Consider the following 13,631-nt stretch of genomic DNA (forward strand, 5'->3'; position numbering starts at 1 on the left):
GACCCGGACGGCCGGCTCACCGCAGGCGGTACGCCTGGATGATCCGCTGGGTCACGGTGTTGCCGGCGTCGTCACGGGCGGTGGCCCGCAGCGACGCGTACCCCGGGCCGGCCGGGTGCCGGACGGTGGCCGTCCACGCCCCGCCCTGCTTCTTCACCGTCGCCTTGCGCCAGGTCTTCCCGCCGTCGTAGGAGACGTCGACGGTGAGCGCGACGACCCGGCCGGACGGCGCGCCGGGCTGGCGCTGCACCGCCACCGGCACGGTGAACGTCCGGCCCGCCGGTGCCGAGCTGTCCACCGCCAGCGGCGGGGTGAACCGGACCGCCATGGCCGGCAGCCGGGCCGGCACGTCGCCCGGAACCCGCTTGGAGCGGAACGTCCAGCTCGCCGAGACCTCGGTGCTCAGGTCGGTGAAGCCCCGCTTCGCCACGGTCTCCAGCCGGTAGTTCGCCGCGCCCGGCGGCACCGTGAACTCGCCGTACCCCGGGTAGGGCGACTCGCCGACCAGCTTGCCGTTGCGGAACAGCCGCGTGTGCTCGGTGTCGTTCAGCGAACCGCCCGGATGCCCGGCCGCGTCGCTGTGCACCGGCAGCGCGACCACGATGCTGTCGCCGATGCGGGTGATGCTCTCCTCCGGCCAGCGCGGCTGCGGGAACGACGGGCCGAAGGGGCCCTTGTTCCATTCCTCGGTGTAGGTGCGCCCGGCCCGGTAGCGGGTGGGCACGGACTGCAGCACCGCCCGCGCCTCCAGCCAGCCGTCCTCGTCCCGCTCACCGAAGTCCAGCTCGGCGCTCCAGCGGGTCTTGGCGGTGGAGAGGTGCTCGATCCGCTTGCCGGGCACCTGGACCGGCAGGACGATCGCCGAGCCGCCGATGTCGTAGTCGGACTCCGGGAACACGACCCGTTCGTTGTCCATCCCGGTGTAGCCGGCGGCGAACCGGCTCGTGACGGTGGCGAAGTCGGCGGGCCGGTAGTGCCTGACGAAACCGGTCGGGAACCGGCCCGGGAACTGCTCGTTCAGGCCGTAGAAGTACGGGCTGCGCTCGGGCGCCTTCGCCTCGGTCCACTGGCTGGCGACCGCGCCGACGAAGAGGTCGCCGGAGACGTTGCGGCCGACCTGGCCCGAGTAGAGACCGTCGAACTTGTCGGCCCAGAGCCCGAAGCTGGCTTGGAAGTCGTCGAGCTTCCAGGCCGCGGTGAGGTCGATCAGCAGCGGTGCCGCGCCGCGCTGCGGCACCGTGGTACGGACCGGCTTCGCCGCCCGCGCGTCCAGCACGAGCCGCTGGTTGCCGGTCACCACCAGCTCCGGCTGGGCGAGGAAGGAGACCTCCGACCAGCCCTCGTCGCCGGCTGCGAAGATCAGGCTCTGCACGCCGTACCGGCCCTTTGGCACCCGCAGCCGGGCCTCGCCGTCGGCGTCGTACACGTCGCGGTAGCTGGCGTCGTCGAGCCCGAGCAGGCTGGTGAAGTAGTCACCGGTCAGAGCGCCGGAGCGGTTGCGGTGCGTCACCGTCAGGTCGTAGCTCTCCACCTCGCGGTCGACCGCGAGCGGGGTCACCGCCACCGCGTCGCCGGCGCGGGCGACCAGGCGGCCGGTCCAGTAGCCGTCGGCGCCGCCGAGCCGGGTGTCCACGACCACCGTCACCTGGGCGCTGCCGCCCGCCGGGACGGTGAGCCGGGAGGCGCTGAGGGTGAGCATGCCGGCCGGTGCGGACCGTCCGCCCGGCCCGGTGAACTCGGTGCTCAGGTCCAGCGTGACCGGGGCGGTCCCGCCGTTGCGGTAGGTGACGGTCCGGCTGATCGGCTGGTCGTCGGTGTGCGGCCAGGTCGCCACGCCGAACGAGACGGACGGCGGGTCGCTGGTCACCTGCTGGGTGATCGCGCGGGCGAGGTCGACCCGGCCCGCGCCCTGCTGGTACGCGGTCTGCTCCGGGTGCGGCTTCGCCGAGGCCATCAACGTCGCCTTGTAGCTGGCGGGCGTCCAGCCGGGGTGCTGCTGGGCGAGGAGCGCGACCGCGCCGGCCACGTGCGGCGTGGCCATCGACGTGCCGGACAGTGCGGCGTACTTGTCGCCCACCGGGTCGCCGATCTCGCCGTGTGCGGCCCGGGCGGCCACGATCTCCACGCCGGGCGCGGTGATGTCCGGCTTGATCGCTCCGTCGCCGACCCGGGGGCCACGGCTGGAGAAGTCGGCGAGCGCGTCGTCGCGGTCCACGGCGCCGACCGCCAGCGCGGCGTCGGCGCTGGCCGGCGACCCGACCGAGCCGTCGGCGCCGTCGTTGCCGGCGGCGATCACGAAGAGCGTCCCGTGCTGCTCGGTGAGCGTCCCCACCGCCTCCTCCAGCGGGTCCACCTCCGGCGTGTCGCCGCCGCCGAGACTCATGTTGACCACAGTGGCGTGCTGTTCGGCGGCGGCCCACTGCATGCCGGCCAGGATGGCCGACTCGGTGCAGCCGTAGACCTCGCAGACCTTCCCGGACAGCAGCGTGGCGTCCGGCGCGACGCCCCGGTACTTCCCGCCGGAGGCGGCCCCGCTGCCGGCGATGGTCGAGGCCACGTGGGTGCCGTGCCCGACGATGTCGTCCGGGTTGGTCTCCTCGGTGAAGTTGCGCGACTCGGCGACCTTGCCCGCCAGGTCCGGGTGGGTGAGGTCGACGCCGGTGTCGAGCACCGCGACCCGGACGCCCTTGCCGGTGTATCCGGCGGCCCAGGCGGTCGGCGCGCCGATCTGCGGCACGCTGTGGTCGAGCGTCACCCGCCGCCGGCCGTCGAGCCAGATCCGCTCGACACCCCCCGCCGCGTCGAGCCGGGCACCGGAACTGTCGGCGCTGACCGCGTTCCAGAGCGCGCCGGTGTCGCTCTTGGACGCGACGACCGCCGCGCCGGTGATCGCCGGCAGGTCGCGGGTCACCCGGGCGCCGGCGAGCGGAGCCGCCGCACGCCGGGCCACCCCCGGCCGGTACGTCACGAGCAGCGGTACGGTGTCGCGCCGCGCGTCGTCGTAGCCGGCCTCGATCAGCCCGGTGACGTCGAACAGCCGCCGGTCGAGCTTGCCGGCGCGGACCAGCGGGAGCGCGTCCTGCGGCAGCACGGTGAGGCGGTCGCGCTCGCGGCGGACCAGGAACTCGATGCCGGTACGCCCGGCGCCGGGGCGTACCGCGGCGTGGCCGCCGGTGACGGTGACCCGGTCCCCGGTGATCAGGGTGACGGTGGCCGTACGGTTGCCGGCCTGTTCGGACGGGCCGGTGGGCGCGGTCGGGCCGGTGGGCGCGGCAGCCCGCGCGGGCACCGGCAGACCGAGCGCCAGCGCCAGGGCCATGCCCAGCGCGCCCAGTTTTCTGCGATTCCGGAGCAACCTTCCTCCTTCGTCGAACGTTTCATCGATGAGGGACACATCGATGCGGGTATCAGCATTGCATACCGCGTATGCATCGGGAAGTCGCCGATCCGACGGAACCGCCACCACGCTCCCGAACCGGCCGGGACGATCGAGCGATGACCTCCATGAAGGACCGGATGCTGGCCGGCGAGCAGTACATCGCCGACGATCCCGCGATCATCGCCGACCTGGAGCGCGCGGCCCGGCTCAGTGAACGCTTCAACCGCAGCTCCGCCGACGATCCGGCGGGCCGCCTCGCCGCGCTGCGCGAACTGCTCGGCTCACTCGGCGAGGACGCCTGGGTCCGGCCGCCACTGCACTGCGACTACGGACACCAGACGCACATCGGCCCGCGCACGTTCGTCAACTTCAACGCGGTCCTCCTCGACGTCGCCCGCATCACCATCGGCGCGGACGTCCAGATCGGACCGAACGTGCAGCTGCTCACCGCCACCCACCCGGTCGAACCGGAGGCGCGCCGGGCCAAGTGGGAATCCGCACAGCCGATCACCATCGGTGACAACGTCTGGCTCGGCGGCGGAGTGATCGTCCTGGCCGGGGTGACCATCGGCGAGAACACGGTGGTCGGCGCCGGCGCTGTCGTGACCCGCGACCTGCCGGCCAATGTGGTGGCGGTGGGTAACCCCGCTCGTCCGATCAGAAGCCTGACTCAGCCATCCTGAGCTGCGGGAACAACCGCTCCAGCGGATGCGGACTCCAGCCCCGGCGTGCACTCTGAGTAGTAGGGCGTTCACCGGGAGGCACTATGGAGCGGGTCCTCGAACTACGGGTGCACGGGGTGTCGAACACCCCGCCGGATCAGCTGCTCGGCCTGAAAGCAGGCGCGAACGGTGACGGTGGGCAACCAGCACTCGTCGCCGGCGGTCAGGTGACCGGCTTCTACCGGTCCACCACAGCCGGCCGGGACGACCCGATCACCGTCGAGGCGTACAGCTGGGGGCAGTTGACCTCCGGCGCGCGGACCCGGCGGGACGTGGAACGGGCGCTGTGGACGCTGCTGCTCCCTTTCGCCCTGGCGAACGTCGCGCTGCACGCCCGCGCGGGCATCCCGCCCGACCCGGACCAGGAGCGCTGGGCCAGCCGGTCCGGCATCACCGCCTGGCTCATCCGCCTGTTCTGCCTGAGCCTGACCTGCACGCTCGTCATGACCGTGACCGGCGTCGGCGTGGACCTGATCGGCTGGCAGTGCGTGGAGGCGGACTGCCTCGGCCGGCTCCCCGGGCCGTGGCAGTTCCTCGGCGACTCCTGGTGGCGGCAGGGCACCCGGGCGCTCGCGCTCGGACTGCTGCTGCCGCTGCTCATGCTGGCCGCGATCGGACTCGTCGCCTTCCGCACCTACCAGTACGAGGCGCAGATGCCCGCCGACCCGCACCACCATGCGCCCGTCCGGGAAGACGGTGAGCCGGTCGAACCACCGGAGCCGCGCGAGCCGCCGCAGAACCCGCTCCAGGATCCGACGTTCTGGAACGGGGAAGGGCAACTGCGCCGCGCCGCCGTGCTGCACCTGTGCACGGGCGCGGTCACCGCCGCCGCCGTACCCGTCACCGCGGTTCTCATCATGGATCCGCCGCGCGGCCTGCGGGCCGCTGTCGCCTGGCCGACCGTCGCGCTGCTCGCCGCCGTGGTGACGATCGCCGTGATCGCGGTGGCCCGGCCCTGGTTGAGCCGGCGCCAGGGCTCCACCCCGCTCGGCCGGTGGAGCATCGCCGTCGCGGCGCTCACCGCGCTCGGTCTGGTCGGCACGTTCGTCCTGCTGCTGCTGCCCGAGGGCCCGGCCGGCCAGCCGCTGTCGGCGTACCGGCCGCCGCTCGGGTGCGCGGCGCAGCCGGAGATCGCCGGCTGCCATGCCGACCGGTCACTGCCCGGGTACGACACCGCCATCGCCTGGCTCGTCGCCTACCAGGTGCTGCTGCTGGTGGCCATCGCCGCGGCGAACCGCTCCGGCCGGCGGGCACTGGCCGGTCCGGCCGCCGGGGCGCTGCTGCTGCCGCTGGGCGCGACCTGGATCGAACACGGGCTGCCCGGCCTGCCCGACGCGCCGGACGCGCTGCGCACCTGGATGCTCGTCGGCCCGGCCGGTGTGCTGGCCGGCATCGGACTGCTCCTGCCCCGCCTGCGCCCGACGGTGCCGACCCAGCCGCTCGGCGCGTACACCGATCTGGCCTGGCGGGGCTGCGCCCCGGCGGTCATCGCCGGTTTCGGCTGGATGATGGCGGCGGCCTACTGCGCCGGACTGCTCTACTGGGTCAGCGACCGGCTGGACGCGTCGGCCGAGCCGAGCGGCCCGAGCCGGGTGATACCTCCGCTCGCCGTCTTCTGGGCCGGGCTGGCCTGCGCGGTCGGCCTGCTCGCGCTGATCGGGCTGCTGGTCCGGGTCGCGGTCCTGCTGCACCGCCTGCGCCGGGTGGAGTACGCCCGGCTCACCGCCGCCCCCGGCCTGTCCGCGCACGACCGGCGACGCTGCCGCGACGTCAGCACGTACCGGGCGCTGCACCGGCTGGTCGGCGAGCACGCGGTCCGGCTGATGGGCTGCTACGCCGCGTTCTGCGCGGTCCTGGTCACGCTCTGCTGCGCCGCCGCGCTCTCCGGCGAACGGCCGAGCCCGCTGTCCCCCTCCGGCTGGCAGACCGCCATCCACTGGACCGCCGAACGGGGAGACGCCATCCTCGGCTGGCTGCCGGTGGTGATGGCGGCGCTCGGGCTGCTGGTCTACCGCACCGACTCGGTACGCCGCTCGGTCGGCGTGATCTGGGACGTGTGCACGTTCTGGCCCCGGGCCGCGCACCCGCTCGCCCCGCCCAGCTACGCCGAGCGCGCCGTACCGGAACTCCAGACCCGGGTCGCGGGCCTGCTGGCGCTACCGCCGCACCACAGCGACCGGATGGACGGCGTCATCCTCTCCGGACACAGCCAGGGCACCGTCATCTGCGCCGCAGTGCTTCTGCAACTGCCCCGCCGGTGGCGGCTGCGTACCTGGTTCTTCTCCTACGGCTGCCAGCTCACCCGGCTCTACGGGCGGGTCTTCCCGTCCTACTTCGGCCCGGAGCGGCTGCGTACGCTGGCCGGCGCGCTCACCTGGCCCGGCGGCCACGTGGCCTGGACGAACTTCTGGCGGGACACGGATCCGCTCGGCTGGCAGGTCAGCGCCGGGCAGCGGGACGTGCCGGTGGCGGACCCGGAGGCGCTGCACCCGACCGGCGGCGAGGTGGCCGACCCGCCCATCCGCAGCCACAGCGGCTACCCGGAGGCGGCGGAGTTCACCCGCGAGCGCGCCGTGGTGGCCCGGTTGCTGCGCCGCACCGTGCCGTCGCCCCGGCAGCGGGCCGGCTGACCGTGCGCCGGTGCGGCGGCGGGTCGGCGGCAGCGCCCGGCGTCACGCCGGCGGCGGGTCGGCCAGGCGGACAACCAGGTCGGCGTGCACGGCCGTGCCCGCGACCAGCCGGGCGTTCTCCTCGTCGCTGCCCAGCGCCCAGGCCCGGGCCTGCTCCGGCGACTTCCCGTACGCCTCGTGCCGCGCGGTGAGCCGGCGCACCCGCACCTCCGCGTCCAGATCGAGGAACCAGGCCTCGTGCAGAAGCGTCCGCACCTCCTCCCACGGGTCGTCCCGCAGCAGCAGGTAATTGCCCTCGGTGACCACCAGGCGCACCTCGGGCGGGACCTCGATCGCCCCGGCGACCGGCTCCTCCAGGTCACGGCGGAACTCCGGCGCCCACACCGACGTCGGCTCCAGCCGGCGCAACCGGCGCAGCATCGAGGCGAACCCGTTGACGTCGAACGTGTCCGGCGCGCCCTTGCGCCCCGACCGGCCGAGCCGCTCCAACGCCGTCCCGGCCAGGTGGAAGCCGTCCATCGGGACCAGCCGGGCGACCGGGCCGAGCGCGGCCACGATCCCTTCCGCCAGGGTGGACTTGCCCGCACCGGGTGCCCCGGCGATGCCGAGCAGCTGACGCGGGCCGGCCTCGGCCAGCGCGCGCGCCCGGGCGACCAGGTCGTCGAGCCCGAGCACCTCCGCCGCCGGCATCAGCCCAGCACCGGCTCGCTGATGGTGAACCGCGCCTCGACCGCCGCCTGCACCGGCTGCGGCGCCGGGTCCAGCTCCAACTCCAGCTCCGGCTGCTCGCCGGAGCGCGCGTACGCCGCCTTGACCATCATCGGCGGGGACGCGCTCAGCCCGGTGTCGGACAGCTCCCGCAGCGCCGTCACCCGGGCGCCGAGCGCCTCGGCGTACTCCCGGGCCCGGACCAGCGCGTCCGCGATCGCCGCCTGCCGCGCCTCCCGGTAGGCCGGGCTGTCCGGCCGCAGCGACCACACCGGGCCGGCCACCTCGACCTGCTCCTGGTCGGCCAGGCGGAGCATCAGCTCGCCCAGCGCGGTGAAGTCGCTCGTCGTGACAGTGGTGCTCACGCTGCCCTGGTAGGCCACCACGCGGTCGCCGGAACGCCTCGTCACCGGCCAGACGTGCACCTGGCCGGTCTCCCGCCGCTCCACCGCCGGCTCGGCCGCGTCGAGCAGCGCCCGCACCGCGGCGGCCCGTTCGGCCAGCCGAGTCAGCGTGGTCTCGCGATCCCGGTCCCGGGCCGTCGCCGTCACCGTGAACCGCGCCAGCTCGGGCGCCACCTCCCGGTACGCCTCACCGCGTACCGCCACGACCGGTGCGTCCGCCATGCCGCTCAGCCTAACGGCGGCGTGGCCGGCAGGTGCCCCGTGTAGGTGACCGCGCCGCCCGCCTCGCGTACCCCGGTCAGGTGACCGCCCGCGGCGCCCAACTCCCGCAGGTACGCCAGCTCGCCGACGTGGTCGGCGGCGCACGGGAACTCCCGCCGGTGCGCGGTGAACTCGCGCGCCCGCAGCGTGGACCGGGTCTGCCGCCCCTCGGCGAGGCGCTCGGCCAGCGCGTCGGCGTCGCCGGCGCGCAGCGCCTCGGTCAGCTCGCCCAGGAAGACGCCGAGCGCGTCCAGCTCGGCGAGGACGCGGTCGCGGTTCCCGAGCAGCATGTTCGCGGTCCGTTCGGGCGGCCCGCCGGCGACCCGGGTGCCGTCGGAGAAGCTCCCGGCCGCGAGCGTCAGAACCGCGTCCCGCAGCGCCGACCGGTGCACGGTGCCGGCCAGCGCCCCGGCGAGCACGTGCGGCACGTGCGAGGCGAGCGCCGCCGCTCCGTCGTGCTCCGGGGCGGACATCGGCACCACCCGGGCGTGGAAGACGTCCACGAGCAGCGCGGCCAGCCACCGGAAGGCGTCCAGCCCGGTCGGCCCCGGGCAGAGCACCCAGGCGGCGCCGTCGAGCAGGCCCGGCTCGGCCGCGTCCGGTCCGGCCCGGTCGGCCCCGGCCATCGGGTGGCCCGGCACGAACCGGTGCCCGAGCCCCTGCACGGTGGCGACGGTGCTCACCTCGGCCTTGACGCTGCCGACGTCGGTGAGCACGCACCTGTCGTCGGTGACGGCGGCGACCCGGGCCAACGTCGCCGGCAACGTCGGCAGGGGGCCGCAGAGGAACACCACGTCCCGGCCGGCCACCGCGTCCTCGACCGTGTCGGCCACCACGACGCCCCGCTCGCGTACCCGCCCGCGGGTATCCGGGTCCGGGTCCCAGCCGGTCACGTCGAGCCCGGCGTCGCGCAACCGGAGCAGCAGCGAACCGCCGATCAGCCCGGTGCCGACCACCGCCGCCCGTGCCAGCTCGCCCGCCATGTCAGGACCCGGCGAGCCGCCCGGCCACCGCGTCGACACGCTCGTCGGACTCGGTGAGCGCCACCCGGACGTGCCGGGCGCCGGCCGGGCCGTAGAAGATCCCGGCCGCAACCAGGATGCCCCGGCGGGCCAGCCAGTCCACCGTGTCCCAGCAGTCCTCGTCGCGGGTCAGCCAGAGGTAGAGGCCGGCCTCCGAGTGCTCGACCGTGAAGCCGGCCCCGGTGAACGCCGCACGCAGCTTCTCCCGCCGGACGCGGTAGCGCTCCCGCTGGGCGTCGGCGTGCTCCTGGTCGCCGAGCGCGGCCACCATCGCGGCCTGCACCGGCGCGGGCACGATCAGACCCGCGTGCTTGCGGATCTTGAGCAGCTCGGCCACCAGCGCCGGGTCACCGGCGACGAAACCGGCCCGGTACCCGGCCAGGTTCGAGCGCTTGGACAGCGAGTGCACCGCCAGCACGCCGTCGTACGAGCCGCCGCACACCTCGGGCGAGAGCACCGAGACGGGCTCGGCGTCCCAGCCCAGCGGCAGGTAGCACTCGTCGCTGGCCACCACGGCCCCGCGCTCGCGCGCCCACTCGACCACCTTGCGCAGGTGGGCGGCGGGCAGCACCCGGCCGGTCGGGTTGCCCGGCGAGTTGACCCAGACCAGCCGGACCCGGGGATCCGGGCCGAGCGCGGTCAGCGAGTCGGTGCGTACGGTGGTCGCGCCGACCAGCCGCGCCCCGTCCTCGTACGTCGGGTAGGCCACCGACGGCACCACCACCACGTCACCGGGGCCGAGCCCGAGCAGCGTGGGCAGCCACGCCACCAGCTCCTTGGAGCCGATCGTGGGCAGCACGCCCAGCCCGTCGACGCCCGCGCCGCAGGCCCGGGCGACCCACGCCGCGATCGCGTCCCGCAGCGCCGCGGTGCCGGCGGTCAGCGGGTAGCCCGGCGCGTTCGACGCGTCGGCCAGCGCCTGCCGGATCAGCTGTGGCACCGGGTCGACCGGCGTGCCCATCGACAGATTGATGAGACCGTCCGGATGCGCCGCGGCCGTGGCGGCCGCGGCGTCCAGGGTGTCCCAGGTGAAGTCGGGCAGCCGTGCCGAGACCGGCGAGCGCCGGTTCAGTGGCCCTCGCCGCGCGGCGGCTGCGCGGCGACGAAGGTGGCGTCCTTCTCCACCTTGCCGATCTTCGAGGCGCCACCGGGCGAGCCCAGGTCCTCGAAGAACTCGTAGTTGGCCCCGGTGTAGTCCTTCCACTGCTCCGGGACGTCGTCCTCGTAGAAGATCGCTTCTACCGGGCAGACCGGCTCGCAGGCACCACAGTCGACGCACTCGTCGGGGTGGATGTAGAGCATCCGGTTGCCCTCGTAGATGCAGTCGACCGGGCACTCCTCGATGCATGCCTTGTCGAGCACATCCACGCACGGCTCGGCGATGATGTAGGTCACCGGTCTTCTCCTCCGCAGACTCGTCGCGATCACCCGCAACGGTAAGAGCCTAGTATCTCGCCGGGGAGGGGGTCGATCGTGCTCCGACAGCAGGACGTGGGACACCGGATCGTGGTCCGCCGGATTGTGGGGATTCGTGAGGGCCGCACGCTGTTCTCCGACGCGCTCGGCGAACTCGTCGAGCTGAGCGAGACCCACATCACCCTCGCCACCGACGCCGGTCCACTGCGCGTACCGGTCGCCGAGGTGCACCGGGCCAAGCGGGTGCCGCCGGCCCGCCGCCCCACCGCCGCCGCCGTGGTCGCGCTGGAGCTGGCCGCCGACGAGGCGTGGCCCGCACCGGTACGCGGACGGCTCGGCGACTGGCGGCTGCGCTGGGCCGACGGCTGGACCGGCCGGGCCAACAGCGCGCTGCCGGTCGGCGACCCGGACCGGCCCCTGCCCGCCGCGCTGGACGCGGTGCAGCGCTGGTACGCCGAGCGGGGCGGCACCGCGCTGGTGAACACCCCGCTGCCGCTGGCCGCCCCGGTCGGCGCCGAACTGGACGCGCGCGGCTGGACGGCCCGGCCCCCGGTGCTGGTGCAGACCGTGCCGCTGCGCGCCCTGGCCGCGCCGCCGGACGCCGGGCTCGCCGACACGCCGCCGGATGCCGACACGCCGACCGCCGGCCCGGACGGCCCGCCGCCGCTCGCCGGTCCGGACGGCACGCCGCCGGTGACGCTGGCCGGCGCGCCCGCCGACGACTGGCTGGCGATCGCCGCCGGTCGCAAGGGAGGCCTGCCGGACGCCGCGCGGCACGTGCTCACGGCCGTCGACCGGGTCCGCTTCGCGGAGCTGCGGATCGACGGCCGGCTGCTCGCGGTCGGCCGGGGCACGGTGACCGGCGAAGGCCGCTGGCTCGGCGTCAGCCTGCTCGAAGTGCTGCCCGAGGCGCGTCGGCGCGGATTCGCCGTCGCGGTCGTCCGCGCCCTGGCCCGCTGGGGCGCGGACGAGGGCGCCACGCGGGCGTTCCTCCAGGTGGAGCAGAGCAACACCGGCGCGGTCGAGCTCTACCGCCGGCTCGGGTTCACCACCCACCACACCTACCTGACCCGGGTCGCCCCGGCCGCCTGAACGGCCGGAGGGTCAGCGCCGGACGACCCGGCGCGGCCGGGACCGCTTCATCTCGGCGTACCGCTTGAGCTGCCGGGACCGGTAGTCCCGGCCGAGCGCGGTGAGGATCAGGTAGCCGACCAGCACACCGGCGGCGGTGGCGGCGAGATAGAGCCAGATCTGGGCGAAGAAGAGACCGGCGCCACCGCCGAACGGGCTCTCCCCGACCACCAGCGGACCGACGAACACGGTGAGCGCCAGCGCCACCCCCACCGCGGCGGCCAGGTCACCGGCCAGGCGGCCGAGCGGACGGTCGGCCCCCCACCGGAACGCGACGCCCGCCAGGATCAGCCCGATCACCAGGAACATCGCCAGCGACACCCGGTCGGACGCGGCGTCGTCGTCCGGGAACGCGAATCTGGTGACCAGCCGGGCCACCACGTTCACCGCGAACAACGCGGCCGCCAGCACTCCGACCGCACGCCACCGCTGACCCATCGCACGCCTCCCGCCGTACCGCCCGCTCCCTCGGCGGGCCTCTGGCAGGAATGTCTACCACCGTCGCCTGTGTGGCGTCAGCACCTCACCGGACAGGGGGCGGCGTCACCAGGTGCCGGAAACCGACCACCGCGAACGTGACCGCGCCGGCCACGATCAGCGCCAGCCCGAGCACGTTGTCGCCGACCAGCGCGAGATCACCCTCGACGGTCCGGACACCGCCCGCCACGATCACCACGAACCACGGCAGCGCGGCCAGCACGACCGCCCAGCGGCCCCCCGTCGACCGGTGCCCGAACGAGCCCAGCAGCACCGTCGCCGCCACCACCACCGGCACGCCGACGACCACCGCGCCCACCCCGACCAGCGCCTGCGCCGCGCCGGAACGGCCCTGCACCAGCTCCCAGGCCCAGGTCGAGAAGATCAGTTCGAGCAGCGCGAGCAGCACGCCGCCCCAGACCGTCAGCACGCCGCCGGTAACCCGCAGCGCGCGGTCGAGCGTCCGCTCCGCCCGGCTCGGCGGCGCGGCCTCCGGTGGCGGCTCGGCAACTGTCGACACGGGTACGGCCGGCAGCGTCACCGGACACCGGCCGCCGCGACGGGGGACCGATCCGCGGCGTCCGGGGCGATCCCGGCGAAGAGGTCGTCCTCCCAGCCGTACGGGCCATGGCCGGGCCCCTTCTCGCCCACCGCGAGCGTGAAGTACTCGACGCCCATGAACTCGCCGCCGAAGTTGCCGGCGATCGAGTAGAGCCACGAGTTGGCCGGGATCTGGGTGGCGTGGGCCCGCATCGCCGCCTCCTTGGCGGCGTGCTGCTCGGTGCCGTCGATCCGGGCGGCGATCTCCGCGTCCGGCGTGCCGAACGGCAGCTCGTCGGCGCTCTCGATGCCAGCGAACGGGTTGTCCGAGGACTCGGTGAACGTCTCCAGCCCGGCGTCGAGCACGCTGCGCGGCATGGCCGTCCAGTAGACCTTCGCCGGGGCGATCCCCTCGGCCGCAGCCAGCTCCACGCCGCGCATCGCCACCCGGTGCGCCTGGATGTGGTCCGGGTGGCCGTAGAAGCCGTTCGGGTCGTACGTGACGAGCACCTGGGGACGGACCTCGCGGATGACCTCCAGCAGGTGCCCGGCGGCGACGTCCAGGTCGGCCTGCCAGAACGCCCGCGGATGCTCGTTGGTGGCCATGCCCATCATGCCCGAGTCGCGGTAGCGGCCCGCCCCGCCGAGGAACCGGTGGTCGGTGACGCCGAGCGCGGCGCAGGCCTCGGCCAGCTCGCCGATCCGGTAGCCGCCGAGCTGGTCCGCCTCGGCCGCGCAGAGCTGGGCCAGCGCCGGGACATGGATCTCGCCCTCCTCGCCCAGCGTGCAGGTGACGAGCGTGACGTGGGCGCCGGTGGCGGCGTAGTGCGCCATCGTCGCGCCGGTGCCGATCGACTCGTCGTCGGGATGCGCGTGGACCAGCAGAAGGCGTCGGTCGGGCAGCGTCGTCACGCCCGTCACTCTAACCGGCGGTCCTGCCC

12 protein-coding genes are annotated in these 13,631 nt (G+C 74.7%); 3 read left to right on the forward strand and 9 right to left on the reverse strand.

Annotation, left to right across the window (positions count from 1 at the left end):
- Positions 1-16 precede the first annotated feature (16 nt).
- Positions 17-3,355, reverse strand: a complete 3,339-nt coding sequence (locus J3R08_RS26690) for a S8 family serine peptidase (protein WP_209963135.1) — start codon at positions 3,353-3,355, stop codon at positions 17-19.
- Between the two features lie 140 nt (positions 3,356-3,495).
- Here J3R08_RS26690 and J3R08_RS26695 point away from each other — a divergent pair, with 140 nt between their 5' ends.
- A complete protein-coding gene (locus J3R08_RS26695; protein WP_166457214.1) occupies positions 3,496-4,062 on the forward strand; it encodes a sugar O-acetyltransferase in 567 nt (188 codons plus the stop codon).
- An 83-nt stretch (positions 4,063-4,145) separates the two neighbouring features.
- Positions 4,146-6,731, forward strand: coding sequence for a hypothetical protein (locus J3R08_RS26700; RefSeq protein WP_209963140.1), 2,586 nt, complete (start codon positions 4,146-4,148; stop codon positions 6,729-6,731).
- 42 nt (positions 6,732-6,773) lie between these two features.
- Here J3R08_RS26700 and J3R08_RS26705 read toward each other — a convergent pair whose 3' ends face one another.
- From J3R08_RS26705 to fdxA, 5 genes are read right to left on the reverse strand one after another with little or no spacing between them, the layout of a single operon-like run.
- The gene (locus J3R08_RS26705) at positions 6,774-7,421 is read right to left on the reverse strand and encodes a nucleoside/nucleotide kinase family protein (RefSeq protein ID WP_043328439.1); all 648 of its coding nucleotides are present in this window, start codon (positions 7,419-7,421) and stop codon (positions 6,774-6,776) included.
- Positions 7,421-8,065, reverse strand: coding sequence for an SIMPL domain-containing protein (locus J3R08_RS26710; RefSeq protein WP_030504648.1), 645 nt, complete (start codon positions 8,063-8,065; stop codon positions 7,421-7,423). Before J3R08_RS26710 ends, J3R08_RS26705 begins: the two co-directional genes overlap by 1 nt.
- 5 nt (positions 8,066-8,070) lie before the next feature.
- The gene (locus J3R08_RS26715; protein WP_209963143.1) at positions 8,071-9,087 is read right to left on the reverse strand and encodes a prephenate dehydrogenase/arogenate dehydrogenase family protein; all 1,017 of its coding nucleotides are present in this window, start codon (positions 9,085-9,087) and stop codon (positions 8,071-8,073) included.
- A gap of 1 nt (position 9,088) precedes the next feature.
- Positions 9,089-10,198 (reverse strand): succinyldiaminopimelate transaminase, encoded by a 1,110-nt coding sequence (dapC, locus tag J3R08_RS26720; protein WP_043330946.1) that lies wholly within the window; start codon positions 10,196-10,198, stop codon positions 9,089-9,091.
- Entirely contained in the window at positions 10,195-10,521 is a 327-nt protein-coding gene (gene fdxA, locus J3R08_RS26725) for a ferredoxin (protein WP_007464872.1), read from the reverse strand. Before fdxA ends, dapC begins: the two co-directional genes overlap by 4 nt.
- Positions 10,522-10,599: 78 nt before the next feature.
- Between fdxA and J3R08_RS26730 the strand changes: the two genes are divergently transcribed.
- Positions 10,600-11,634, forward strand: coding sequence for a GNAT family N-acetyltransferase (locus tag J3R08_RS26730; protein WP_104115156.1), 1,035 nt, complete (start codon positions 10,600-10,602; stop codon positions 11,632-11,634).
- 12 nt (positions 11,635-11,646) lie between these two features.
- On the opposite strand, the gene J3R08_RS26735 is transcribed toward J3R08_RS26730, so the two are convergent.
- The 3 genes from J3R08_RS26735 to mshB form a co-directional block, all read right to left on the reverse strand.
- Positions 11,647-12,111 (reverse strand): hypothetical protein, encoded by a 465-nt coding sequence (locus tag J3R08_RS26735; protein ID WP_209963146.1) that lies wholly within the window; start codon positions 12,109-12,111, stop codon positions 11,647-11,649.
- Between the two features lie 85 nt (positions 12,112-12,196).
- Entirely contained in the window at positions 12,197-12,691 is a 495-nt protein-coding gene (locus J3R08_RS26740; protein WP_043328433.1) for a hypothetical protein, read from the reverse strand.
- A complete protein-coding gene (mshB, locus tag J3R08_RS26745; protein WP_209963148.1) occupies positions 12,688-13,611 on the reverse strand; it encodes an N-acetyl-1-D-myo-inositol-2-amino-2-deoxy-alpha-D-glucopyranoside deacetylase in 924 nt (307 codons plus the stop codon). Before mshB ends, J3R08_RS26740 begins: the two co-directional genes overlap by 4 nt.
- Between the last annotated feature and the right edge of the window lie 20 nt (positions 13,612-13,631).

It is taken from the genome of Micromonospora sp. HB375 (genome assembly GCF_017872985.1).
Taxonomy (GTDB): Bacteria; Actinomycetota; Actinomycetes; order Mycobacteriales; family Micromonosporaceae; genus Micromonospora; species Micromonospora chalcea.

What these genes read in the sequence shown, in the direction of transcription:
- J3R08_RS26695 (WP_166457214.1), top strand. Translation starts at nt 3,496, where the DNA reads ATGACCTCCATGAAGGACCGGATGCTGGCCGGCGAGCAGTACATCGCC.
- J3R08_RS26735 (WP_209963146.1), bottom strand. Translation starts at nt 12,111, where the DNA reads ATGGGTCAGCGGTGGCGTGCGGTCGGAGTGCTGGCGGCCGCGTTGTTC.
- J3R08_RS26705 (WP_043328439.1), bottom strand. Translation starts at nt 7,421, where the DNA reads ATGCCGGCGGCGGAGGTGCTCGGGCTCGACGACCTGGTCGCCCGGGCG.
- J3R08_RS26700 (WP_209963140.1), top strand. Translation starts at nt 4,146, where the DNA reads ATGGAGCGGGTCCTCGAACTACGGGTGCACGGGGTGTCGAACACCCCG.
- J3R08_RS26710 (WP_030504648.1), bottom strand. Translation starts at nt 8,065, where the DNA reads ATGGCGGACGCACCGGTCGTGGCGGTACGCGGTGAGGCGTACCGGGAG.
- J3R08_RS26715 (WP_209963143.1), bottom strand. Translation starts at nt 9,087, where the DNA reads ATGGCGGGCGAGCTGGCACGGGCGGCGGTGGTCGGCACCGGGCTGATC.